Here is a 25,644-nt window from a genome sequence, read left to right as displayed (position 1 = left end):
CCCGTGACTACCCCATCTTACTGGAGGCGCTCGTTTTTATGCAAAACGCAAAATTAACGCTCTACAGGAATCCTAACGGGGAACTTTAGTTCAATGAAAAATGGAGCAGATTGTGATCCGGCAGCTGCTTCATTTTTCATTAAGCTAAAGGGCAGTTATGCTTAACTTCCAGTAAATGTAAATATTTTAATAACGTAAGGAACGAGGAGGCAGACAATTCATGGGAGGAACGAATGTATGGGATGCGGAGTGGGAGGTTAACGAAGAGCAGGCGCGGACGCTGATCGGCAGACAATTCCCTCAGCTGTCATCGAAGCAAGTGAAGCGATTGGGCTGGGGCTGGGACAATACGGTTTTTCTCATCGGTGACGAGTACGTGTTCCGGTTTCCAAGAAGAACGATTGCAGTTGGCTCGATTCGTATGGAAGGGAAGCTGCTGCCGAAGCTGGAGGCATATATGACCATCCCCTATCCTAAACCGTTGTTTTATGGCGAAGCAAGTGACGAATACCCGGCACCATTTCTTGGCTATGCCTACGTGCAAGGAGATTTTCCAATCGGTTTGACGGAAGAACGCCGGGCTTTATCGGCAGAGACGCTGGCGAAATTTTTGCGGAGATTGCATGAGTTTCCGGTGCAGGCGGCGCTGAAGTGCGGAGTTCAGCAAGATCATCGAAGCTTGACGGACATAGCATCGCGCAAAGTGAAATTGGAGGGCTTTCTATCGAAGGTGGTTGAACACTTGTCGCCGGAGGAGTCCGGTGTGATCGAAGCGTATATTAGCAGGCTGCAAAAGGACCGTGTCGAGGCGGTGAGTGCACTGCTACATGGCGATCTTCATTTCAAAAATATGCTTGTGAATGAGAACGGGATCGTTTCCGGCATCATTGATTGGGGCGATCTGAGCGTAGGCCATCCAGCTTGCGATTTGAGCGTTGCTTATAGCTTTTTACCACCTTACGCTCGCGGCGTGTTTTTCGAAACGTACGGAGGAGCGGACGAGGAAACGAAGCTGCTGGCACGGCTGATCGCGGTATACATCCCCATACTGATCTTAATGCAAGCGGTCGATGACGGGAATGAAACGATTGCGGCAGAGGCGAAATCCAACATCATGCGGGCACTGTCGGATTAGGCTCATTATTTCGTTGAGGCTATGGCTATCGGCACCATTTTGTTGTTTAAAGCCGCGATAAGGTACAAACCGCCTTCTCTGATGCCGCTTTATGTTGAGGAACACGAAATTCAACAGAGTAAGTCGTTGCGCTAACGGGAACGATAGTTGAATAACACATAAACGAGCAGGTGGTACAGTGACCTGTTCTTTTTATTAACCCAAAGGACAGCTTACTTTAGAGCAAGGTGGATGGTTGATTTCCCCCACCCAGTATCGGCCTATTTCAGGAAAGCGTGGCTATTATCGTATTACGCTTCGTCACGGTGTAGGCAGCATTACATCGGGAACCAGATATAGTCTAGGGATCATATTCCATGACGCGAAGTAACGGCAGTCACTCCCTCCATTCCCGGCCAAAGCGAAAAAACGGGTCCCCTGACTTCAGGAGGACCCGTTTCAACTATTCTAGCGATGCTGCAGCAATTGCTCCGAATGCCCAATGCGAAGCCGGGACATCCTTCCATGACAACTGCGCCGAAGCGTTCGCATTTGGTCTACCCAGCACCTTGTTGATAATTGTGGCCGCTTCCGCGCGTGTGAGCGCCTGATTCGGCTTGAATGTGCCATCGTTGTAACCATTAATAAAGCCGTGAGCCTGAACCTGCATAATATCGCTTTGCGCCCAATGCCCAGCTATATCGCCAAAGCCCTTGCCGGATTGCGAGTCCGAACCGCTGATGAGCAGCTGCGACACAAGACGTGCCATCTCAGCGCGCGTGACAGAATGGTCGGCTCTAAATTCCCCATTGCCATATCCCTTCATTAAACCCATTTGGGTCATATCGGCTATATACTCCTTAGCCCAATACCCTGCAGCTACATCAGTGTAATCTATATTCGCCGCGTCCGCCTTGTGGCGCGTCAGTATACGGGACAGGATGGCGGCAATCTCCGCTCTTGTAATTCGATTGTCCGGCTTGAACGTGTCATCCTCGTATCCTTTCATATAAGCGACGCCTAGACTGGACTGTTCCAGCCCCGATATATGAAGCAGCGTGAACAAGCTGAACTTTGTAACGGTAAATGCAAGTCCTTTGTCGCCCTGATCGTTGTAAGGTACGACAGTCCCCCTTAACAGCTCCTTCGTTCCGTCGCTATGCTCAATATACACGGCTAGATTTTGCCACTCCGCCTCTGCAAGCTTAGTGCCTTTTAACGGCAAGATTATCGCAACTTCCACATTTTGCAAATTGGTTTCAATGTTCATCGGGCGCCCAACAACCGTCGCCTCACCATCACCCGAGACAATGCTGACAGCTGCTTGGCGATTCGCCTGACCAGCAAGCTCCTGCTGCTTAATTGCGTCCTTCATTGGAGCCAGCTTAAAATACAGCTCATCCTGCAAGCCCGATAACGGGCCACTGCCGACTGCAATAATAGCATTTGCAGTGGATAACTGCAGCCCGACCTCCGCTGTCGTCAAGCTTTTGACAGCATCCTTGGGCAGCTTAAAAGCCGTTTCCTCAACTTCATCCAGCGTGTCTGGAATGATTATGTTCACAGCTTTCGCACCTGATGCAGCTGCGCTTTCTACCGCTTTGCGAGCCTCCTCGGCCGTCAGCGCAAGCTCATCCCGCTTACTGCCGTCGGCCTGCTTGGTTCGATTGAAGGTCTTTTTGATCCCATTCCCTACGTCAACTGTGATCAGCTCTGAAGACGGAACAGTACCGTTTCCCCCTGACGGGGGAGGCGCAGAGACTGCACCTCCCGTTGGCGCTGGTGTTGGCGTCGCTGTAGGCTCCGTTGGTGTTACAGTAGGTGCCGTTGGCGTCGCTGCAGGCTCTGTTGGTGTTGCAGTAGGGGCCGTTGCTGTCGCTGTAGGCTCCGTCGACGGCACTGTTGTTGGCGTGCCAGTTGGCGTTGCCGATGGCTGCGGCTGACCGCTCGCTGCAAACTTCACGCCGTCAAGCAGCATGTAATTTCCTGATTTTTTCACTGCTTTAATCGTATGAATGGTGTCAGCCAAGCCGGTCACTGCGTAAATCTCCTGCTGCGTCAATCGGCTTGCGTTGACGGCGCTAACCGTTTGTTGGAATATGTTATCGATGTAAATATCAACATCACCCTGAACGGCTGATTTTGGCGCAATCAGGGCAACGCCTGTGCCAGTAAACGAAAATTCGGCATAATCCCCATTGGTCATTGTACTGTGCAGATCGTTGTGATAGTCGCCACGGTAAGAGATGGCTAAGCTCACAGCTCCATCAGGCTGCGATGCCAAATATTCCTTCTTAATCGTAATATCACTGCCCGAAACGATATAGTCCACACCAGCCGTGAGCGTTGCATGGCCATTCTTCACACCCAGCAGGTTGCTTCCGTCGACCTGAAGCGTTGTTGTTATATCCGCCTGCGCGGTTTTGTCGAAGCTGCCTGTATCCGGGCTTATCATATCAGCCATTCGGAATTTCAATTGGTCCAGCAGCATGTAGTAGCCGGATTTTTTGACCGCTTTGAGCGTATGCTCGCCCAGTGTCAGGCCTTCTGCAACAAATACGGTCTGATTAACCTGGCGGCTAGGATAATACGTGCTGACCGTCTGCTGGAATACGCCATCGATATAGATGTCCATATCGCCTTGCGACGAGTCTTTTTCGGTTATAAACGTAATGCCTGTGCCCTCGAACGTATATTCCAAATAGTCGCCCGTCGTCTCCGTGTAATGGACGTCGTCCTTATAATCACCGAGCCCTCTGTTTCGTCCGTGCTGCCAGGCGCCCTTATACGAAATGTCGCTGTCATCGTTGTTTACTGCAACATAGCGGCCTCTCGACGAATCGCTAATTGCAACGGCCAGCGTTTGCGCAGCACCGCCACTGAAGGACAACGTCAAATTCGTCATGCCATTTGGCATTTGCGCAAGAAAGCCCTTGCGGATCGTAAGCTGGTCGCCGAAAAGCTGGTAGTCCGTTCCTTCTTGCAGCGCTGTCGCACCATTAGCAATTCCAGTTAGCGTATTGCCGTTCAGACTAACCGTCGTCGCAATATCTGCTTGTGCCGCCGTTTTATGATCAAAGCTCAGTGTGCTTGGGCTAATCGTACTGTTCTGCCCCGTGGTGTCGGTGATCTTGATTGCCAGCGTCTGCGGAGCCCCAGCACTAAAATCAAAGCGCAAGCTCGCTGTACCTAACGGCTGGTTGGCAAGGTAAGCCTTGTGAATGATCACATCGTTGCCGGATACGATGTAGTCCGTACCCTCTGTCAGTGCTGCTGCGTTGTTGCTAATGCCCGATAACGTGTTTCCGTTCAGCGTCAATGCCACAGCAACGTCGGCCTGCGCGGAAGCTTTTTTGTCAAAGCTCGCCTCTAACGGGCTAATCGTGCTGTTCGCCGACGACGAATCGCTAACAGCTACAGCGAGCGTCTGCACAGCCCCTTCTGCGAACGAGAATGTCAAGCTTGTTGTACCAATTGGCTGTCCCGCCATATATTCCTTCTTCACAGTAATGTCATTGCCAGACACTGTGTAATCCGTACCCTCTGTCAGAGCTGCTTCGCCGTTCGAAATGCCGCCGAAGCCGCTGCGAGCTCCTGTCGTCGTAAAGATCAAGTCTGCCTGCTGCCCCGCTGCCTTGTCGAATCCGCCAACTGCTCCGCTTACAAGATCAGGCAATAGTACCCGCAGCTTGTCGAGCAGGAGGAAATAGCCTGATTTTTTCACCGCTTTAAGCGTATGCGTGCCGTCAGCCAGTCCTGTAATGTTAAACACAGGCTTCTGCGCCAGCCTTCCGATATTGTACGTGCTGATCGTACGTTGGAATTGATCGTCGATATAAATGTCGATTGCACCCTGGGACGGGTCATGCTCCGTAATAAATTCAATCCCCGTGCCTGTGAACGTATACGAAAAATAATCGTTGTCATTCGCTTCGGCATAGTGCACATCATCCATATAATCGCCGAGTCCACGATTCCAGCTGCGATTCCAACCACCTGTGTACACGATGGATGGATCATCATCGTTCAGAGAGATTGATCCGCCAACTGCTGTATCCTGAATGACAAGCGATACCGTCTGTTCCGCTCCCGCACTAAAGGTGAAGGTCAGTGCCTCCGTTCCCGCCTGCTGTGCAGCAAGCCAAGCCTTTTTGAGTGTCAGCGTATTGCCGCTTACGGTATAGTCGGTTCCCGCTGCGAGCGTATTGCCGCCATGCTTGACGTCGGTCAGCGTATTGCCATTCAGCGCCGTTGTTAGCTCCACATCCGTTTGGGCAGACGGCAACAAATCGAAGCTGACCGTTGACGGATTCACCCTGCTGTCTCTGATCGTCGTATCGCTGATTGCAACAGATAGCGTCTGCGGCAAGCCGCCGCTAAACGTAAAGGTCAAGTTCAGTGAACCTACCGCTTTGGTTGCAAAATATTCTTTTTTGATCGTAACCTCGTTCGCGTCCATCACGTAATCCGTGCCTGCTGTTAGCGCTGTTCCGCCCGCCGAAATACCGGCAAGCGTGTTGCCATTCAGCGTCAATGTCGCCAAGACATCAGCCTGCTCGGATTGCTTTTTGTCGAAGCTGGCAGTTGACGGAGCGATGGTGCTGCTCTGCGCTGCCGCATTGCCTACATCGATAACAAGGTTTTGCGCACCGCCTGCAAGCTCCTGCCCCCCATTACGTGCCCAATCCCCTGTATACTTGAAGCCGGTATCGTCATCGTTAGCGATTGATGTTCCGCCAAGCGACGTAACCTTCAGCAATCTCGATGCATGCGAAGCCAAATTAGCCGAACTGTAGCCTGTGTTAAATGTACCAAGATCCTGATGCGTCCACAGGTCGCGTACCTTGGCCGGCCCCTCCAGTCCGATATCGCTCCAGTCCACGCTCACCGTCGCCGCTGAGCTCCCCAGATTGAACAGTCCGACTGTATACGTGCCATCACCATTGTTGGCATACCACACCTGCTGCTCGGTAGCCGTAGATACGGGATGCCCCGGCCGGCCCGCCTGATTGACGGCAATGACCTCTTCGTTAGTCAGCAGCTCAAGCCCAAAAGCATCAAGGTTGGTCATATCATTGCCAATGTACAATTGCGCGGATGAAAGCGCCCAGAAAGACATGGCCGTTCTACGCTCATCCTGCGTTATGCCGTCCATCGCGCCATTTCCAACGTTCAAGGAATCAAAGTCGTTCCAGCCGCCTGGTCCGGCATGGCGCCAAAATTGTTCAGCTTTCGGGAAGAGACGGGCGATGCTTGACCATACCGTCAAGCCGCCAGTGCCGCAATAGCACTCTACATCCCAATCCACGCGCCAGCCGTTGGCGTATTTTTTCCAGTAGTCGATGTATTTGATGTCCAGCGCCCATGAAAGCTCCAGCCAAATATTGTGCGGCTCAAGCGCCTGCGACCATGCCTTGACGTCATCGCGCGCATCAAGCGACAGATCCGATATGCCGGAGCCCGGCGTCACACTGTCGAACTTGAGGAAGTCGATCCCCCATTCGCCATACAAATTGGCAATCGAATCAATATACTTTTGCGCGCATGGCTGGTCGAAATCGATTTTGTAGCCGAGCCCCCAGTAATCCGACTCTTGCAGCGGCTGCGCTGCAATATCCTGCATGAAGCAGCCCGGCGCATCGAAAATCGGCAGATTCTGATCGTACGCCTGCGGCGACATGCCTGGAATACCGTACAGACCTACCTTTTGGCCATTATCGTGAATATAGTCGATCACTTCCTGCAAGCCGTTCGGATAAAGTGTCGTACTTGGAATCGGTCGGCCGTAGCCATCCATATCACCGTTCCAGGCCGCATCGATATTAATGTATTCGTAGCCGTAAGGCTGCAGCTTCTCGTGCATCGCGTCGGACTGCGCCTTGATCTGCTCGGCGGTAATCCATTGACCGTTGTTCGTATACACCTGCATGCTATAGCTGCTCCAGCCCATATAAGGCTTCTGGGCAAGTCCATTGTCCGCAGCTTTCGCTACGTTTCCGTAAGGCGCTACAAGTCCAAGCTGCATCGTGAGTACAACGACAACGAGCAGCCAAGGCCGTATTTTTTTCATGAATGGGATCATAATTAAGCTCCTTTTTCAGAAAATAGGACCAGGCCATTATCTCGCAATAATAACCTGATCCTGTAAGTCCGGCGTTGCTGATTAATCCGCAGCATTACTTGAACGACGCGTCGTAAGCCTTCTGCAAAATTTCCAGATAACGATCGATTTTTAGATCCTTCAAACCTTTCACATAAGCGTCCCAGTCCTTCTCCAGGCTTTTGTTGTCGGTAATAAATTGCAAAGCGTTCTGCTCAATGTACGATTTAATGTTCGTTTGCAGAATGCTCACTTCGTCCACCTCGTTCTGATCGACCCAGATCGACCACAGCGGGAACAGCTCCTTCGGCTCATGGCCCTGGTACAGCAGTGTAGCCTGATACAATCTGCGCTCGTAGCTGGCGGAATCATAAATATCCGTTCCTTGAACGAAGCTGTCCCGGTACTCCTTCGGCATATAGAAATGGGCGGTTCCGCTCCAGCCCGCATTGCGAGGGGCTTCACCTTCAACGGCAGGGATCATGGCAATTTGCGGCGTTACACCTTCACCAAGCGCAACCTCGCCTTCCTTCGGCTTTCTCCAGTCAATGCCTTCCATGCCGGAGGCCCCATTCGTCTGACCTTCTTGCGTGAACATATAATCGACCAGCTTAATCAAGGCGATTTGCTGTTCCTCGGATGCTTTATTCGTGATCACAAACTTGGCGCCAGGAGCCACGCCGCCCCCATCATGCGTTGCATAGGAACCATGTGGTCCAGTAAGTGGCGGTACAGGGTTGTAATCGGCCGAGTTTTTGTTGCCGGCGTCGATATTAATGAAAATAGCAGGATGCATGCCCGCTCCCGCGCCCAAAATTTGCGAATCGCCGTTTTCGCCGATTTTTTTGAACGCTTCTGCATTTTGCGCGAATGCGCCCGGGTCAATCAGTCCTTCATCATACAGGGATTTGATGTAGCTCAGACCTTCTTTCCATTCCGACTTCATCGCCGCCGATTCAACCTTGCCGCCCGTCAGGTTCAAATAGTTGCGATCGTCATCGTAGACGAAGCCGTTCATCAGGAATGGCATAACACGTACGCCAAAATCCTCGATCGAGCCGCTGAGAGGCACTTCGTCGGCCACTCCGTTGCCGTTCGGATCTTGGGTTTTGAACGCTTTCAGCACCGCCTTAAATTCCTCCAGCGTCTTAGGCATCTCAAGCTGAAGTTTATCCAGCCATTTCGTGTTGATCCACATTTTGTTCGGATACGAGCAATGGAAACATTGGCTGTAAGCGACAAGACCGTAAATATTACCGTCAGGCGCCGTGTTAAACGCTTTCAAATCTGCGTCTTTTTCCATAGCCGCTTTAATGTTTGGCGCATATTGTTCAATCAGGTCGTTCAACGGCACAAGCACGCCCTGCTTGCCGTACTTCAACACATCAGCCTGCGAAAATTGATCGATGTAGCCTGGAAGCATGTAGGCATCCGGATAATCGCCGCTCGCCAATGAAATTTGGCGTTTTTCCTTTGCCCCGTCCGGTGGCGTCGTATCGAACTTAAACTTGATATTAAACTTCTCTTCAACGAATTTGGTGAACTTGTTAGTTGTCAGATCAATGCCCGACTCCTGCACGGCAAAAAGCGTAATTTCAACCGGTGCGGTGTTCCCCGTCTCTTCCGATTGCGAATCCGGCGCAGTCGCCACGCTGCCCGCTGGCTTATTGTTCTGCGAGCATGAAGCAAGCATCATGCTAACTACCACTGCGATGGTGAGCAGGCCTAACAGTCTCTTCTTCATTGTTGTTCGCTCCCTTTTCATCTCATAATAATGGCTGTCTGCCTTACATTTGCGCTTCCGATGCCAAGCCTCACCTCCCCTCATGCTCCAGTTGACCATTAGCCTTTGACCGAGCCGACAAGCATGCCTTGCACGAAATATCTCTGTACGAACGGATAAATAATAAGCACCGGCAGCGTGGCTACGACGATCAGCGAGTATTTCAGCAGCTCGGATAGCTGCTGCCGCTCCACTTGCTTCAGGGCATCCGTCACGCCCGCGGTATTGTTCATAATGATGATGCTGCGCAGCACAAGCTGGAGTGGAAACAGATTGGCTGATTTCAAATAGATAAGGGCATCGAAATAGGCGTTCCACTGCCCCACCCCGTACATCAGGAACAGCACGGCGAGTATTGGCTTGGACAGTGGAATGACGACGCTGCGCATAAATCGGAGATCGCTGCAGCCGTCTATTTCGGCCGCCTCCATCAGCTCATCAGGAATCGACGACTGGAAGAAAGAACGGGCGATGATCACCTGCCATACCCAGATCGCATTCGGAATGAGCAGCGCCCAGCGCGAGTCGATCATGCCGAATTCTTTGACCACCATATAAGTTGGAATAAGGCCGCCACTGAACAGCATCGTGAATGTGATCAGCATCATAATGACGCCACGGCCAAAAAAGGTTTTGCGTGACATCGGATACGCGATCATAACCGTCAGCGCTACGCTAATCAGCGTTCCCGCCGTCGTATAGAACAACGAATTGCCGTAGCCCGTCATAATTTGCGGGGTACTGAACAACACCTCGAAGCCGCGGAAGGAAATATCGACGGGCCACAGCCAGACACGGCCGGAAGTCACTGCTGCCGGACTGCTGATCGAGCTGCTCAAAATATAAATAAGCGGATAAATCACTGCGAGCAGCACAAGTGAAAGCACCGTATAGATGATGAACAGGAATAGCCTGTCACCGGCCGATTCTCTGATTTTCAGCCTGAACGGCGGTTGCTGCACGGCTGATTTTGTCGCTGCCATAGGCGTACTCCCCTTCTTCTACCAGATACTCGATTTCGTTAAGCGTTTGGCAAGGCCATTCACCGTAACCAATAACACCAAATTAATAAGCGAGTTGAACAAGCCGACTGCGGTTGCAAAGCTGTAATTCGCATTAAGCAGCCCAATTCGATACACATAAGTGGCAATAATTTCTGAATGGACCATATTCAGCGGATTTTGCAGCAGGTATATTTTCTCGAATCCAATCGCCATCACGCTGCCCACATTCAAAATGAGGATAATCGTAATCGTCGGCAGCAGGCCGGGAATGTCCACATGCACAATCTTTTGAAAGCGCGAAGCGCCATCCACCTTGGCTGCCTCATATAACGTTGGATCAATGCCCGCCAGCGCCGCCAAATAAATGACCGCTGAATAGCCTGCCGTCTGCCAAATATCAGACCATACATAGATCGAACGGAACATGCTGGCCTCACCGAGAAAGTTGATTGAATCCAAACCAAAAAAATTCAGAGCCACATTGGCAAAGCCAAGCCGCGGCGCAAGAAAAAGCATAATGATCGATACCATGACGACAGTCGAGATAAAATACGGCGCGAAAGTAACGAGCTGGACCAGCCGCTTGAATCTGCCACTGCCTACCTCATTCAGCATGAGCGCCAGCAAAATCGGCACCGGGAAACCGGCAAGCAGCAGATAGCCGCTGACGTAAATCGTGTTTTTGACGAGCGGCCAGAACATCGGATTGTCAAAAAACAGCTGAAAGTTTTTGAAGCCTACCCACGGACTGCCCCAGATCCCTTTAATGACGTTATAGTCCTTGAACGCCAGCACCGCATTAAGCATCGGATAGTATTTGAAAATAAGGAAAAACAACACCGGCGGTATAACAATCAAATAGAGCTGCCAATGTTTCCTCAAGCTTCTGCGAGCTTCCTCCGACACTCTTCGCTTGACACCGCCGTTTAACATTTGATGCTTCAATACAACCTCTTTCTCCAGAACAATCCCCCCTAAGTCACTGCCTGATGATGGATGATAGCGCTTTCTATACGCTTGATCATAGGAGATTCAGCCTCGCTTGCGACAGGTACACTTGCGTCGTTTAGCGTACAAAAACGCCGTTTTCAGGGGGACAATTGGCCGTGGGGGCGTACATTTGGCGGTGGCCCGGGGAGAGTGCGTGGGGATGGGTACCATAACGAGCGATTGGCCTGAACTAACCTATTGCCTCAGCCTATTCAGTAACTACGGACATACGAAAAAAAACCGGCTCTACCATCAGCCGATTTACATTATTATTTTTCGATATAGGAGGCTCAAAGATCAGGGAGAAATATACTTCTCAGCCCAGTAAGGTCAATTTAGAAATAGACACATGAGTACTGGGCTTTCTTCGCACACGACTGTTAAAGTGGGTTCTGCTCGTTATACATCTAAGTTCAAGCTATATCGTCTCTTATTTTTTATAAAGATCATAAGCCCTTTGCATGATCTCAACGTACCGCTGAATCCTCATATCATGCAAGCCTGCTACATAGCCGTTCCAATCCTTGTCTAAGTCCCAATCGCCTGTAATGAAGCGCAAAGTGCTTTGTTCGATATAATTAGTTAAATTAGTATGCAAAATGCCAGCCTCGTCCGCTTCGGTCGGGTCCAGCCATAGCGTCCAGATTGGGAAAATATCTGAAGGCTCATGTCCTTCATACAGCATTGTGGCTTCATAGAGTCTGCGCTCATAGCCATCAGGCGTATACATATCGCTGCCCGCCACCCAGCTATCGCGATATTCCCTAGGCATATACAGATGCGCCATCCCGCTCCAGCCGGAATTGGTCGACTCTGCTTCATTGATCAGAATAAGGCTTGTGAACAACGGCTTGACGCCTGCTCCAAGCGCCTGCTCCCCAGCTTGCGGCTTGCGCCAGCCGATACCTTCCAAACCGTTTTGGGACGTCGTTTGCCCTTCTGGTGTGTACATATAGTTAACGATTTCGATTAATTTGCGCTGCGCCTCCTTGCTCGCCCGGTTCGTGATGACAAACTTGGCTCCAGGCTGCATACCGCCCCCTTGATAAGTAGCATAGGAGGCATAAGGTCCCACAAGCGGCGGAATCGGCACATAATCGTTCATTCTCTCACCTGCGAATATAGCGGGATGCATCCCTGCCGCCACCCCTAGCATAGGCGCTCCATCATTGTCGCCGATTCTTTTTAAAGCCTCCGCATTTTGAATAAAAGCTCCCGGATCGATCAGCCCCTCCTTGTAGAGCGACCTGATATAGGCCAGCCCTTCCTTCCAACGCGGCTTATCCGCAACCGTCTCCACCTTGCCATCGGTCAGCATCAAATAATGGCGATCATCATGATAAATAAAACCGTTCATCAAATACGGAATAATTCGGACGCCAAAATCCTCGGTCGAGCCGCTGAGCGGGACCTCATCAGCCAATCCGTTGCCGTTGGGGTCTGAGCTGTTGAATGCCTCCAGCATTTCCTTAAATTCCTCGGTTGTCGTCGGTACGTCCAGCCCCAGCTTCGCGAGCCATTTGTCATTCACCCACATCTTGTTCGGATAGGAGCAATGGAAGCATTCGCTGTAGGCTGGCAGGCCGTAAATGTTCCCATCAGGAGCTGTACTGAGCGCTTTGAGATCCGAATGCTCCGTCATAGCGGCTTTCACATTGGGAGCATATTTCGCAATTAGCTCATTTAGGGGCATGATAACGCCCTGCTTGCCGTACTTAAGCAGGTCCGATTGCGAGAATTGATCGATATACGCCGTCAGGAAATATGCATCAGGATAGTCGCCGCCTGCGAGCGATATTTGCCGCTTCTCCCTTGCCCCATCCGGCGAAATAAACTCCCAATTAAAATGCACGTTAAATTTCTGCTCCAGATAACGAGTGAAATCATTTGTCCCAAGCTCAATCCCCGGCTCCTGCAAAGCAAATACATGCAGCTCCGTCGGTGCTTCCTCTCGCTTGCCTTCACCTCCGCTCACAGACTTATTTTCTTTAAGTGAGCATGAGGCGAGGAGCAACAGCCCCACAAGCACAAAGACAGCAATGCCGGTCCGGTCCAGCTTCATCTTCCCTTCACTCCTTCGACGCCTGATGGTCGCCTAGATATGGATGGACTGCCTATAGGAGCTTGGCGCAACGCCCATTACCCGCTTGAACGCCCTGCGGAAGGAATGCGAGCTGTTGTAGCCAACGCGCGACGCAATTTCATCAACCGTACAGCCTTCTGTGCGAAGCAGAGCGGCGGCGCGCTCGATTCGTACCATCTCCAGGTAATCGGACACATTTATATCCGTCACCTCCTTGAATAGCTGAGAAATATATTTTTCAGGACGTTCCACCTTCTCGGCGATACGGTATAAGGTCAGCTCGGAGTCGTTATAGCTTTCGGCAATAAAGCGTTTGATGTCACCCGCGATCTGAATATGGGCATTATTTTTCTTGCTGTTAATAATACCGCACAACGCTTCGATAATGCCGTTGATCTCTTGCTGAATGTCCAGCAGCATATCTGCTGCCTGGATGCCAATTATTTGATTCTTCAACGTATGAAGCAGCTCCGATTGGATGAGCGCCTTCTGATCCAGCAGCTTGAGCAGCGTTCCCTTCAGCTCGCCGACGAGCTGTTGCTTCATTTCCGGAGATAGCTGATGCTGATCCGAATTTTTGTCCATCACCGCCGACACGATCCGCTTGGCTTCCTCCGGCTCTCCTGCACGAATCGTACTGATCAGCCGCTGCTCCATGTCGAGCGGATAATAATAGGTCGCTGTTTCCCGGCCGGAATCGCTGAACCAAAGTATGCTTTGCATGCCTGAGAGCTCTGTATACTCCAGTGTTTGCCCTGCTTGCTCGTACGAATGGCTAACATCCATCAGCGTTTGGAAGCATTCTCCAAATGCTGCCGACAACGAAACCTTGTATTCTGAGTAGGCCGTCCGAGCGAGTCCGGCCAGCGCTTCATTTAACCGTTTACGGAAATCGGCGCCGCTCGTCTGCTCCTTCTGCTCCAACCAGATCATGACCAAACGATCCGATCCAAGGTCGGTCATCAACAAACTTTCCTCGGTTTCGGACAATGCCTGCTTCATAATCAGCCTTGCTGCTGAAAGCTCATTTAATATATCGATGCTATCCATGCCAGAATAGCCGTTAATTCGCAGAATGCCCACGTGACCCTCACCACCGGCAAGGTTAACGTCCGCTTGCGCCGCAGCAGCCGCAATTTCCTCCAGCGTACGAAATTCGCCTGCCAGCAGGCGCTTGAGGAAGCCATCCCGAACGAGCGGGAGTTGACGCTCAAGCTCAAGCTCCAATTGCCGGTTGCTCGTAATCATTTTCGAAATATTGCCCTGCAAAAAATCATATTCATTGCGCTCCGCCAAACCGTCCTTGCCGAAATGCTCCTTCATCACGCCAAGCAGTCGGTTAATCGGCGCACTGTTGCGATAGGAGAGCAATAGCCCCGCCAGCAGCCCCAGCACTAATGCAATGCCGGTTACCATCCAGGTCATATGCTTGATCTGATTCGCATTCTCCATCAGCACCTGACGCGGCACGCCTGCGCGATAAGTCCAACCGCTCGTATCGGATTGAATCGTAATGACAAGATCGTCATGGTAAAATTGGCTGCGCTTCGTCTGATCAAGCTCGGTGGACGTGGACAGCTGTCTTGCCGCCGCCTCCGTTATTCCCCGCAGCCCTATCGTATTCCCCTGCGCATCACTGATGTGCGCCCAGCCGCCATAGCGGTCTTCCAGTCCAGCAAGCAGATTGGAAATATGCTCCTCATCGATCATAACAACGACTGTAGCTGGCGACGAACCGCTGAAGCTGTCGAGCGGCAGCGATTGCATGTAGGTCACGACCGAGCTTTGCTTCTTATTGCTCATAAACGAACGGAGCGGCATCATCTCGCTGCTATGCGTTCTACCAAGCACCTCATCCTTCCACTCATCTAGCGAAAGGTCCGTGTAGTGGAAATTCTGGTAATAATGCTCCGGACGGAAGTAGGCTGAGCCTTGGGTGAATATAACGTCATAATTGCTTAAGTATATAAAATAATTTTGCAGAAAATCATTCGTCTGGCTAAACGGCGTAACCTGCTTCACCATGCTCCAGATACCATAGACGTTGATTTCGTCTCCATTTTTCTGCTCATTCATGAGCTTGTTCAGGTCGGGATTCAAGGCAAGCTGGCGAGTGAAGCCTTCCACCTCCACCATCCTTCGCTCCAATATTTCCTGGCTGCGCTGCAGCTGGGTCACGCTATTCTCGATGGAAATGGATTGCGTAACCGAAATCGAAGTCCGATAGGATACATAACCCGCTATGCTCGGAATGATCAATATAATTAAGTAGGACACCAGAAACTTGCGAAAAATAGTCGTATATTTGGGCACAGCCAACCCACCCCTCTATATAATAGCGCTTTCATAAAGAACGAAGGCATTGCCATTCAACTCTAAAAACGGCCGCACCTACATCATAACCTAACGATGCGAAAAGACAACTACTTTATACCAAAGCGTAGTTGTCTTTTCATTAATATGGTGGACTACCGGGCTACAGCCGTGCGCTCCAATATTTGCAGCCCGGCATCAAGCCTGTAAGCCTGACCTTCCTCAAGCTCAACCTTCACTGCAAGCTCACCGAACCGAACGACCGCCGGTCCAGAGGCACGTGCATAGAGTGTGGCTTCTGTAAGCCTATTATTGTCCCAAACGGCATCCACCTCAATGTTGCCTTTCGCACGCAGGCCCTTGAAGGAGCCTGACCGCCACGCCGAAGGCAAGGCAGGCAGCAGATGAATGTCTCCCGCATGGCTATGCAACAGCGTATCTGCCACCGCCGCCGTACCGCCATAATTGCCGTCGGCAATAAAAATATTCGTATCTGCCCCGCCAACTCCTGCCTTGGAATACGTCAGCAGGTTATCGAAGCAGAGCTCGCCAATCAGATGGTTAATATGCCACAATGCACGGTCTCCATCATATAGGCGGGAAAAGCCAGTTGCAAACAATACCGCTGTGAATTCAATATCCTCCAGTTCATCCGTCATACGACCTAGCAGCGTCTGCCTTGCGGCTGCGCTTAGCTCGGGCGTATCGCGCGGAGTGATCTGGTTGCTTGGATAAAGGGCGAACAGATGGGCAAGATGGCGATGCTCTGGCTGAGCCTCTTCGTAATCCTCCAGCCATTCCTGCAGCTGTCCTCTGCTGCCGATCTTCAGCGGAGGCAATAGGGAAATCGCATGCTCCAGCTTCGCTTGAAGCTCAAGATCCGTTCCGAGCAATTTCGCCGCATCCAGACAGAAGGCGAATAAATCCCGCACCAGCACCTGATCCATCGTTGATCCCATCGACAGCTGCTGCGGTCCTTGCTCCCGATCCAAAGGATAAAAGCTGTTCTCTGGCGAGTTGGATGGCCCCGTCACAAGCCAGCCGTTGGCTGGATGGACGGCCATATAATCAAGGAAAAAAGCGGCTGCCTCCTTCAACACCGGATAAGCCTGCTCCGTCAGAAAGGCGCGGTCCAGCCCATATTCATAATGCTCCTTCAAATGCATGGCAATCCATAATCCGCCTGTGACATTAAGCCCCCAGCCCGTCTCCCAGCCAGGTGCTGTGAAGCCCCACGCATTGGAGAATACATGTGCGACCCAGCCCTCGCAGCCATAAAAATCCTGTGCAGCCAGCTTCCCTGCATCCGCCAGCCGCTCAATGTAGTCCATGAGCGGAACATGGCATTCCGCCAAATTGACGATTTCCGTCGGATAATAGTTCATCTGCGTATTAATGTCCAAATGGTAATCGCAGCTCCAGGCCATCCGGTTCGCCTCGCCGTCATTCCATACTCCCTGCAAATGCAGCGGCAGCGGCGAATTTGCGCGTGATCCGGCTATCGTCAAATAACGGCCATATTGAAAAAACAAAGAGATAAGCTCCGGATCGTCCTGTCCCTCCTGTTGCAGCCGCCGCATGCGCTCATCCGTCGGAAGCGCAGCAGCCTCGGATGCTCCGAGATCCAGAGATACACGGGCATACAGCGAGCGGTAATCCGCTACATGCTCGGCCTTCAATTGGTCATAGCCTTTGGCGATAGCGGCTGTGAGCTGCTCCCCGCTTCTTGCTTTCCAGTTCTCATCCGCTTGGCCGTAATCCGTATGCATCGCAAAATAAAGATAGGCTTCGTCTGCGTCTGTCACAACAAGCTCATCCGCTTTGCTCTGGACGCTGCCGCTCCTAACGACCAGCTTCACCAGCCCGCGGCACAATACACCGCATGTGCCGTCGCTATGCATATCCTCCGTTGCTTGCCCATGAAAGGCGATCGTATCATCACCAGCTACGACAGCCGCGAACGATCCTGAGCGGCCCGTGACCCTGAGCGCGAAGCTGACACTTCCTGCCTGCTCGCCCGCAAAACGCGCGGCAACGATTCCGTCGACATTAGTCGCAAAAGCTTCGCGGGTGAACGCATGACCTGCGCTTGAATAAGACATCGCTGCCGTCGCAAGCTCCATGTCGAGCTCGCGAATAACATCTTCACTCTGATGTCCGAACCGCAGCACCATATCGCAAACGGAGAGGTTGGTGCCAAAATTCTGCTTCTTCGGCTGCAACTGCTCCTTAGCGAGCCGGTCTCCCTCATTATAATCGCCTTTGTAGAAGGCTTCCCGCATCCGCTTAAGCCCCGCTTTCCCTCCTCCGTTTCCGGCTATCCGCTCCTTCTTTCCAGACCAATACGTCAGCTCCGTCATACACCATGTTTCCTGCTCGCTGCCGCCATAAATAACTGCGCCAATCCGGCCGTTGCCGATCGGCAATCCCTGCTTCCAGTCCTCGCCCGGACCGTTGTACCAAAGCTTCGCTTGACTCACTTTGCATCATCCTTCAACAATGTCGTTATGTCTCGTTTAAGAACCGTCTCTGCTAAACTTCGCTTACAAACCGGTTGGTCAAGCTCCCTAAGCCTTCAATTTCAATCGTTACCGTATCGCCATGGCGCAAGTAAACCCGCTGCTCCTCCGGCAAGCCGAGCACAACACCCTCCGGCGTTCCGGTCAAAATAATATCGCCCGGCGACAGCGTCATATGCTGTGAAATATAGCTTACAATTTCAGCGCAGGAAAATATCATATCGCTCGTATGGGAATGCTGCCTGACCTCCCCGTTGACGGTACACTTTATATCGAGCGCATTTGGGTCCGGGATTTCATCGGCTGTCACCAGATAAGGGCCAAGCGGACTGAAATCATCGCAGCTTTTGCCTAGCAGCCATTGTGCCGTCCGCATTTGAAGATCGCGTGCCGACAAATCATTGACACAGCAATAGCCGAACACATGCTGGAGCGCCTCGTCCTCGCTAATATATTTCGCCGTTTGGCCGATGACGATAACCAGCTCTGCCTCATAATCCACCTGCGTGGTTACCCGCTCCGGCAGCGCAATATCCCTGCCATGGCCCGTGAGCGTGTTGTTAAATTTGTTGAACAGGATCGGGAAGTCCGGAACCCGCGCATTGGTCTCCACCGCATGCTGTCTGTAGTTCAAGCCGACGCAAATCATTTTGCCCGGGCGGGTGACGCAAGGCCCCCATCTCACTTCGTCTTCAGCTAGAATCATCTCTCCACACGCCACACCGGGCTGCTCGGCCGCCTTCATAACGCGCACAGCGTATGTCTCCAGAAGCGCAAGCGCCTGAGCGCCGCCCGCAATAACCTGCATGACATCGGACGGAACAGCAGGGTCGGGCAGCCATCGCTGTGCCGCCTGAATATCCAATATGCCATCGTTCACCTTAAGACCGAGACGATACAATCCGTCCGTGTCAATCGTTACCAGCTTCATTTCAGCCAACCGCCTCTCGTTCTTTGTTGTTCACGCATCCTTGCCGAAGACGACTCCTCCATCGATATACAGCGGAGAGCCCATCATGAAGGAAGACTCGTCGGAGGCAAGGAATAATACGGCGCTCGCTACATCCTCTGGCTTCCCCAATTGTCCGCCAAGCTGTCTAAGCTTGATGGCTGCAATCGCCGCTTCCGGGTCCTCGTACGAGCTTTTCAAATATTGCTCTACAAACGGCGTCATGATCGTTCCAGGCAGCACAGCGTTCACCCGAATATTGTATTTGGCGTAATCGACCTGCATCGATTTGGCGAGCGACAGCACCGCCCCTTTGGTAGCCGAATAAGAAGCTCTTCGCGCAAGGCCCATCTCCGCAATACAGGAGGACATATGAATGATATTGCCGCTTCTGCGCTCCATCATATAGGGAAGCACATACTTAGAGGGCAGGAACACGCCGCGCAGGTTGACCCGTACCACACGGTCCCAATCCTCCGGTTCTATTTCATGTATAGCCCCCACCCCGCTAATCCCTGCGTTATTGAACAGAATATCGATGACGCCATACGCCGCTATCGCCTTCTCTACCATGGAACGCACGGAATCCGCGTCCGTCACGTCAGCGTGCAGGAACAATGCCTCTCCTCCAGCAGCTTGAATCGCTTTGACGGTATCTCGTCCCTTCGCTTCGTCAATGTCATTAACGATAACCGCAGCCCCTTCTATCGCGAACCGCTCTGCCGTCGTTCTTCCAATACCGGAGCCTGCTCCTGTCAGGAGCGCTATTTTGCCATGCAGTCTCATCGCTTCTCTCCTTCCGGTTACCTAATGCGATATTGATCAAAATAACGGGGAATAATCTCGGTCGAAGCTCCCGGCAGCTCCGGCAGCACATAATGCCCATTTTTGACCGTAGCCGGCTCTACAAAAATCGTCCTGATCCACGGAATGTACTCCAGCATGATCGCTCCAGATGTCGCTGCGACTAGATGCTGATGAATTTGCCCCATATCTCCCACATGCGGACAGATCGGGATATCATAGGATGCGGCAAGCCCCGCTACCTGCAGCCATTCCGTAATGCCCGCGACACGGGTCACATCGACCTGACAATATTCAATCGCCCCCTGATGGATATAATCGCGGAACGCATATTTGGAATAGACATGCTCGCCAAGAGCGATTGGCACATTGAGCGCATCGGCTAGCTTCCGGTGACCCATAATATCGTCCGGGTTAAGCGGCTCCTCCAGCCAGAACAGGTCGAATTGCTCCAGCTTTTTCCCCCACGTCATCGCCGTGTTGATGTTCCATTGCTGGTTCACGTCTATCATAAAAATGGTTTTGTCGCCAATCGCCTGACGGACCGCCTTCACCCGCTCGTAATCCTCATGCGGATCGGCTTTGCCAACTTTGATTTTCACCCCTGTGAAGCCCTGCTCTACAATGTCCGTTACATCCTTCAGCAAACGCTCCAAAGACCAGTTCAGCCAGCCGCCGTTCGTGTTATAAGCCTTAATTCCAGTAGACTTATGCCCGCCAAGATACTGCCACAGCGGCTTGTTCGAGGCTTTTGCCATAATATCCCATAGTGCAATATCTACCGCCGCAAGCGCCATATGGGCAATACCCGCACGGCCTACCCAGTGCATTTTTCCATAACGAAGCGTATCCCATATTTCCTTCACCATAAAAGGGTCCTTGCCGATCAGCTCCGGGGCGTAATAGCGCTCGATCGTATCGACGATCATATCGTCACCATGCGCACAGGTGCCCGTGTAGCCATAACCGACATAACCCTCATCTGTATAAATCCGAACGCCCGCCAGTCCCCAATGCGTAGCAACGTTAATCGCATCAGTAATTGGCGGATCAATCGGAACATGCAGCACGAAGGTTTCTACTTTTGAAATTTTCATCTTCACGTCTCCTGCCCTGTAAGTTAGTAGCCTAGAGATGCGCCGCCTTCGACCGGAAGCGCCACACCCGTGATGAAGGAAGCCTGCTCCGACGCCAAATAGAGCACCGCCTGCGCAATCTCCGCAGAACTGGCCGGACGTCCGAGCGGGTGCATCTCGTTCAAAGTGCGCTGCGCAGCGGCAGGATCGACTTGCTGCTGCGCCCACTCTTCCAGCAGCGGCGTCATCACGCCCGCTGGACATACGCAGTTGACCCTGACGCCGCTTGGGGCAAAATCAAGTGCCAGCGATTTGGTCATAGCAATAACCGCTCCCTTGGAGGCGGCGTATACGGCATTGTTCCGTTGTCCAATGAGACCGTTCAACGATGCCAGATTGACGATAGCCCCTTTCGTGCTGCGCAAATGTGCGATGGCGTGTTTGATCATGAGATAGACGCCTTTCACATTAACGGCGTACAGCCGGTCGAAAGCCTGTTCGTCAATGTCCTCTATGGACCTCGGACAGATGATGGCAGCGTTGTTAATGAGCACGTCCAGTCGTCCAAACGTTTGCAGCGTTGTCACCATAAGCGAAGCGACGGACTCCTCTCGCGAGACATCGGCCTGGAGCGCCAAAATTTTTGGAAGCCCTTTCAAAAGTTTGTGTTTTTGGAGCAGACCATTCGCCACTCGCTGCGCCTCCGAAGCATTCAAATCCGCTATGACGACATACGCCCCTTCGGCGGCGAACATCTCCGCGCATGCCTCACCGATACCGGAGCCGCCGCCCGTGACCAGCACGACCTTTTGGTTAAATCGCAAAAGCTTCCCTCCTTGGACGGGATCATATCTCGAAGCGCAGAACCTAGTCGCTTCTGTTGTTTTCTGTTGTTAATAAATCCACCAAGATGCCAACAGAACTATGCTTAACATTGCAGTTATTGTATCATTGATGTAGATATTCGTATTTGATCAGGCATCCATTAATTTGACGATTCATCCGCTAATTTTTAAGTATAATAATATAAAACGAGGTGCTCGCATGAAGCTTCTGAACGAGATGACCCCCTATGTCGGCGACTGCATGTACTACTTGTATGACGGCAGCTCCAACGAGAAGCTGCGCGTCTGCAGCGTGTATGCTTTTCATCTATTTACCGATGGGCCAGGGGAGATGGAGATTAACGGAGTACGTTACCCGTTCGACAGCAGAACGCTTATTTTTCTGAAGCCGGCAGAGCCGCATGCCTTTCATATTACGCCTAGCCATCCGCTGCAATCCTATAATCTCTATGCCGATCTATGGGACGACAAGGAACCGGTTTCCGCCAATCGAACCTTTATTTATGCGCCCGAACCGTTTGAACTGCACGAAACTTCCCGCTCCTTCCCCTGCGCCGAGCTGGACCGTTTGCCAGGCGTCTATTCACTGCAGCCCTATCCTGAGCTGTATGAATCATTCGTTATGCTCGCCAAGCTTTATCATAACGCGGCGTTTTACCGGACGGAGATGATCAATAGTCTGTTCTATGCGTGGATGCTGAACTGGTACAATACGGTTCACACCCATCAGCCAACCGATTACCGGATTGTCCGTTTGCTCGCTCACTTGAACGACCATCCAGAGCAGCGCGAGCCGGTTGAAACCTGGTGGACATTTTGCGGCTTGAAGCGCACCTACTTCCACGCCCTGTTTCTGCGTGAGACTGGTCTAACGCCCAAAGCCTACCATCACAAGCTGCTGATGAGGCGCGCTTCCAATCTCTTGCTGGAAACCGAGCTGAGTGTAACGGCCATCGCTGAGCGGCTCGGCTACCCCTCCATCCACCCGTTCACGCGCCATTTCAGCGCCTCCTATGGCGTCAGTCCTAAGCAGTATCGACTGCAGCCGCAAGCAAGAGTAATGGTGCTCTAACGTTGGGGCTACCTGTCTTACGCGAATAGGCCACCGTTTGCGCGGTGGCCTGCTGCGTTGGTTTATTATTTAGTATAGAGCTGTAACGGTACTATACCTCATACAGCTGTATATGTGAGGACAATCGGATTGATTAGCAGCCCTCCACGTTTCCAAATAATCAGGTGCGGCAAAATAAATTAAGTATATATCCCAGTAATCTACGTTCAGCTTTTTACAAGTTTGTTCAAAAGCCTTCTTGGTCGCTTCATATCCAAGATCCGTATTCCACACTTTAGACGTGATAAAAAATCCCTCGCGCGATAGCCCGCTTTTCTGAATCTCTCTTCCTAATTCTGCTCATTGCCATAAATTTTAGCAGTATCAAAATGCCGATATCCGATTCGAATAGCCTCACTGATCGCCGTTTCAAACTATCTTCCTTTCGTTATTTTGTATACCCCAAACCCCAATTGTGGACTTTCAACCCTATTGATTGCTTTTACTACTCTCGTATCCAGTTCCCAATGTCCAAAAGCTTCTCGCTTGGCTCTAGCGGACCATCCCAATTGATAGAGCACTTCTAGCTGACTTCGCTCTCTTGTGGTAAGATGTTTGTAGCTCATGGCCGATTCTCTTGTGTAGGGGTGGTGTGATAACTTCATTCTACACACGAATCTGTCTTGGGTCATTTTTATGTGTCGCACTTCATATTACAATCCGTCTATTCATTCTTGGGGCTCGATCATTTTGGAATAACGATGTTGCCCCGTTGCTTGCCCAGCGCCCCCCCAGCCTCACAAGCCTAATCCTTTGTTCCAGCCATAAAGCCGCGCCCGTTAGTTCCAATATATACTTTTCCGTATTCCTGACGGTCTGCCACCATAACCTGAGGCTCATTTCCGATTTGCATTTGCGGCGAATTAATCTGTATCCATGTGCTTCCCATATCATCCGAACGGAATATTCCCTTCATCCCGCCGACCTCTCCATATATAAAAGCTGCTGGCTGTGTCTGTCCCGGGGCCGCTTTGCCGAATGCAAACAATCTAGCCTCCTTGATCTGATTCAACTTGGTAAAAGAGGCTCCTGAATTGGCTGAGACATACACGCCATTGGCACCTAAGCTAATCCAGAGGACGCCTTCCATTCCAGGAGCTGCTTCAACCTTCACAGGACTTCCCCCTGGCAGCGGCGTTTGGTTAGCTATGGACCAGCTTTGTCCTGCATCCGAGCTCACATGCAGATAGCCCGATTTATATGCATAAAACTTGCTTCCGTCCACCCGATCAGCAGCTATCGGATGATTGTATGAAAATATCATACTCCCGCCCACCGTACCCGTCGGCGCCCCTGTCATGGCCTCCCATGTTGCTCCCCTGTCTGTTGTCCTCACTGGACTGCCGGATTGAGGAAACCACACGATCGTATTGAGGTCTGTAGCTGAATAAGCAAGTCTGCCCAGCTTAGAGCCCGCAGGTACAGGGCGGGCTTCCATTGTCAGCCCATTATCTGATGAAACGAACATGCGGGTAACTGTTCCATACCAGTCATCACTCCCGATAAAGGCCATATATTGTGGATTAGCTTCGTGATAGTCAACACTAACCATCTCCCGCATCGAACTCATCTCCAGCCTCGTTGAAGGTGAAGCATTCACATCAATATGACGAAAGCCAATAACATCGGCTACACCAGTGAACAGCGCCGCTCCGTCTGGCGGCGTAGCTCCTGTCAGGGCAACGACCTCTTCATGACCTTTGGATAGGGTCTCCCATTTTGTCCACAACGTCCCGATGTCTCTTGTTCTGTAGACGCCAAACCAGTCAGCGGAATAAACGGTTCCGGCATGATGCGGGTCAAACACGACAGTAGAAGTGGCTGAAAAAAACATATTGGTCTGCCACCAACCGGGTTTGGAGGTTTGAGCCTTGTTCACTAACGTCCAGCTCTCTCCCCTGTTTATGGAACGGTACAGCGGAAGCTGGGCTCCGCCTGTCCTGACCGCTGCCAGGAGATGGCTATCGTTATGCGGATCTATATCAATGCCGTAATAGGACGTATATGCTGCATTAGGCGTAATATTGCTCCAGCTTCCGTCCTTATACCTATGCACTCCGTTATTGGGCGTGGTCACATACAACGACCCATCCTGCCCTGCGGCCAAACGAGCCGGATGTGTAGGGCTTCCCGGAATCAGATTCCAAACAGAGCCCTCGCCTCGTGTCTCATAAATTCCGATACCCATTACACCGACATAGAGCGCTGTCTCCAGGTTAGTTGCCCCGGGAACACTCCCGAAGATCAGGCTGCGAATCCCTTTGCCACTTGTCCCGGCGGGAACCTCATTTACTTTGGACCAGGTTTGTCCTGCATCCTGGCTTCTATACAACCCGTCATACCGGGTACCCGCATACACAATGTTAGATAGATTGGGGTGAACTGCAATACTCTCCCCCATGGCCCGCTCCACATTGCCATTAGCCTCATTGCGCTTGTTCAAATTTGTTCTGGACCAAGTATTCCCGCGGTCGGTAGATTTCAGAATATCACTGGGAGATGCGCTCCCTGTTTTTCCAGCTGCTACATAGACGATATCAGGGTTTTGTGAATCAAGCGCAATACCGTCAATTCCATACAAATTGCTTTGTTCCGGGCCCAGTCCGTCCATTAGCGGAATCCAGCTTGAATCATTCGGGTCCAGACGGTATGCCCCGCCAACGTCAGTGCGGATATACACCAGATCCGGTTCAGACGGATGAATCACAATTCCTGTCACATACCCTCCTCCCCCGATAGATACATTCTTCCACGTATAGCTTTCCGATGATACAGCATACGCTGTGTTGCCGGGCAGCAACAGAACAACAATGGCCAACAACATACCCAGCATTTTTCTCCAGTCCAAATCTGTTCCCTCAATTCCTGCAATATTAGAACGCCATCACGTTCCCTGCCTATCACATTCTGCATTCATCTCTATATCGTTCTATTAACTGACATTTTAATTATA

The 25,644-nt window shown here is 51.6% G+C and carries 15 protein-coding genes and 1 pseudogene; 3 read left to right on the top strand and 13 right to left on the bottom strand.

Translation table 11 applies throughout. The features are described 5' to 3' along the window. Positions 1–220 precede the first annotated feature (220 nt). Entirely contained in the window at positions 221–1,135 is a 915-nt protein-coding gene (locus tag WH37_RS25765; RefSeq protein WP_046233506.1) for a phosphotransferase, read from the top strand. 211 nt (positions 1,136–1,346) lie between these two features. Then, positions 1,347–1,505, top strand: a pseudogene (locus tag WH37_RS34985) (2OG-Fe(II) oxygenase); the annotation flags it as partial. A gap of 72 nt (positions 1,506–1,577) precedes the next feature. On the opposite strand, the gene WH37_RS25760 reads toward WH37_RS34985, so the two are convergent. From WH37_RS25760 to WH37_RS25705, 11 genes are all read right to left on the bottom strand, one after another. Next, positions 1,578–7,196, bottom strand: a complete 5,619-nt coding sequence (locus WH37_RS25760; RefSeq protein WP_046233505.1) for a X2-like carbohydrate binding domain-containing protein — start codon at positions 7,194–7,196, stop codon at positions 1,578–1,580. Between the two features lie 94 nt (positions 7,197–7,290). Continuing rightward, positions 7,291–8,958 carry an extracellular solute-binding protein gene (locus WH37_RS25755; RefSeq protein WP_046233504.1) on the bottom strand — a complete coding sequence of 556 codons (1,668 nt, stop codon included), beginning with the start codon at positions 8,956–8,958 and terminating at the stop codon, positions 7,291–7,293. Positions 8,959–9,056: 98 nt separating this feature from the next. Continuing rightward, positions 9,057–9,980: a carbohydrate ABC transporter permease gene (locus WH37_RS25750; RefSeq protein WP_046233503.1), complete on the bottom strand. Its 924-nt coding sequence runs from the start codon at positions 9,978–9,980 to the stop codon at positions 9,057–9,059. Between the two features lie 18 nt (positions 9,981–9,998). Further along, positions 9,999–10,934: an ABC transporter permease gene (locus WH37_RS25745; protein WP_082111007.1), complete on the bottom strand. Its 936-nt coding sequence runs from the start codon at positions 10,932–10,934 to the stop codon at positions 9,999–10,001. Positions 10,935–11,421: 487 nt separating this feature from the next. Beyond that, the gene (locus WH37_RS25735; protein WP_046233501.1) at positions 11,422–13,053 is read right to left on the bottom strand and encodes an extracellular solute-binding protein; all 1,632 of its coding nucleotides are present in this window, start codon (positions 13,051–13,053) and stop codon (positions 11,422–11,424) included. 33 nt (positions 13,054–13,086) lie between these two features. Next, positions 13,087–15,387, bottom strand: coding sequence for a helix-turn-helix domain-containing protein (locus WH37_RS25730; RefSeq protein WP_046233528.1), 2,301 nt, complete (start codon positions 15,385–15,387; stop codon positions 13,087–13,089). Positions 15,388–15,542: 155 nt separating this feature from the next. Beyond that, a complete protein-coding gene (locus WH37_RS25725; RefSeq protein ID WP_046233500.1) occupies positions 15,543–17,867 on the bottom strand; it encodes a glycoside hydrolase family 95 protein in 2,325 nt (774 codons plus the stop codon). Between the two features lie 52 nt (positions 17,868–17,919). Next, on the bottom strand, positions 17,920–18,837 hold the full coding sequence (locus WH37_RS25720; RefSeq protein ID WP_046233499.1) for a fumarylacetoacetate hydrolase family protein: 918 nt from the start codon (positions 18,835–18,837) through the stop codon (positions 17,920–17,922). Positions 18,838–18,867: 30 nt separating this feature from the next. After that, entirely contained in the window at positions 18,868–19,641 is a 774-nt protein-coding gene (locus tag WH37_RS25715) for an SDR family NAD(P)-dependent oxidoreductase (protein ID WP_046233498.1), read from the bottom strand. Positions 19,642–19,658: 17 nt separating this feature from the next. Next, on the bottom strand, positions 19,659–20,756 hold the full coding sequence (locus WH37_RS25710) for a mandelate racemase/muconate lactonizing enzyme family protein (protein WP_046233497.1): 1,098 nt from the start codon (positions 20,754–20,756) through the stop codon (positions 19,659–19,661). A 23-nt stretch (positions 20,757–20,779) separates the two neighbouring features. Then, positions 20,780–21,559, bottom strand: coding sequence for an SDR family NAD(P)-dependent oxidoreductase (locus WH37_RS25705; RefSeq protein ID WP_046233496.1), 780 nt, complete (start codon positions 21,557–21,559; stop codon positions 20,780–20,782). A 220-nt stretch (positions 21,560–21,779) separates the two neighbouring features. On the opposite strand from WH37_RS25705, the gene WH37_RS25700 reads away from it, so the two are divergent. Beyond that, complete coding sequence (locus WH37_RS25700) at positions 21,780–22,652, top strand: AraC family transcriptional regulator (protein ID WP_046233495.1); 873 nt, start codon at positions 21,780–21,782, stop codon at positions 22,650–22,652. Positions 22,653–22,721: 69 nt separating this feature from the next. Here the strand turns inward: WH37_RS25700 and WH37_RS36680 are convergent, their stop codons facing one another. Together WH37_RS36680 and WH37_RS25690 are read right to left on the bottom strand one after the other, a co-directional pair. Then, the gene (locus WH37_RS36680; protein WP_074904755.1) at positions 22,722–22,925 is read right to left on the bottom strand and encodes a hypothetical protein; all 204 of its coding nucleotides are present in this window, start codon (positions 22,923–22,925) and stop codon (positions 22,722–22,724) included. Positions 22,926–23,436: 511 nt separating this feature from the next. Further along, positions 23,437–25,410, bottom strand: coding sequence for a WD40/YVTN/BNR-like repeat-containing protein (locus WH37_RS25690; protein WP_156182366.1), 1,974 nt, complete (start codon positions 25,408–25,410; stop codon positions 23,437–23,439). Between the last annotated feature and the right edge of the window lie 234 nt (positions 25,411–25,644).

This window comes from Paenibacillus algorifonticola, assembly GCF_000971975.1.
Lineage (GTDB): Bacteria > Bacillota > Bacilli > Paenibacillales > Paenibacillaceae > Pristimantibacillus > Pristimantibacillus algorifonticola.
The sequence above is the reverse complement of the archived record's forward strand: the minus strand, read 5'-3'. Positions and strand labels throughout refer to the sequence as shown.

Bases quoted from the DNA above. Each gene is read 5' to 3' on its own strand.
- WH37_RS25720 (WP_046233499.1), bottom strand. From the start codon at position 18,837: ATGAAGCTGGTAACGATTGACACGGACGGATTGTATCGTCTCGGTCTT.
- WH37_RS25710 (WP_046233497.1), bottom strand. From the start codon at position 20,756: ATGAAAATTTCAAAAGTAGAAACCTTCGTGCTGCATGTTCCGATTGAT.
- WH37_RS25755 (WP_046233504.1), bottom strand. From the start codon at position 8,958: ATGAAGAAGAGACTGTTAGGCCTGCTCACCATCGCAGTGGTAGTTAGC.
- WH37_RS25760 (WP_046233505.1), bottom strand. From the start codon at position 7,196: ATGATCCCATTCATGAAAAAAATACGGCCTTGGCTGCTCGTTGTCGTT.
- WH37_RS25700 (WP_046233495.1), top strand. From the start codon at position 21,780: ATGAAGCTTCTGAACGAGATGACCCCCTATGTCGGCGACTGCATGTAC.
- WH37_RS25765 (WP_046233506.1), top strand. From the start codon at position 221: ATGGGAGGAACGAATGTATGGGATGCGGAGTGGGAGGTTAACGAAGAG.
- WH37_RS25735 (WP_046233501.1), bottom strand. From the start codon at position 13,053: ATGAAGCTGGACCGGACCGGCATTGCTGTCTTTGTGCTTGTGGGGCTG.
- WH37_RS25715 (WP_046233498.1), bottom strand. From the start codon at position 19,641: ATGAGACTGCATGGCAAAATAGCGCTCCTGACAGGAGCAGGCTCCGGT.
- WH37_RS25750 (WP_046233503.1), bottom strand. From the start codon at position 9,980: ATGGCAGCGACAAAATCAGCCGTGCAGCAACCGCCGTTCAGGCTGAAA.
- WH37_RS25745 (WP_082111007.1), bottom strand. From the start codon at position 10,934: ATGTTAAACGGCGGTGTCAAGCGAAGAGTGTCGGAGGAAGCTCGCAGA.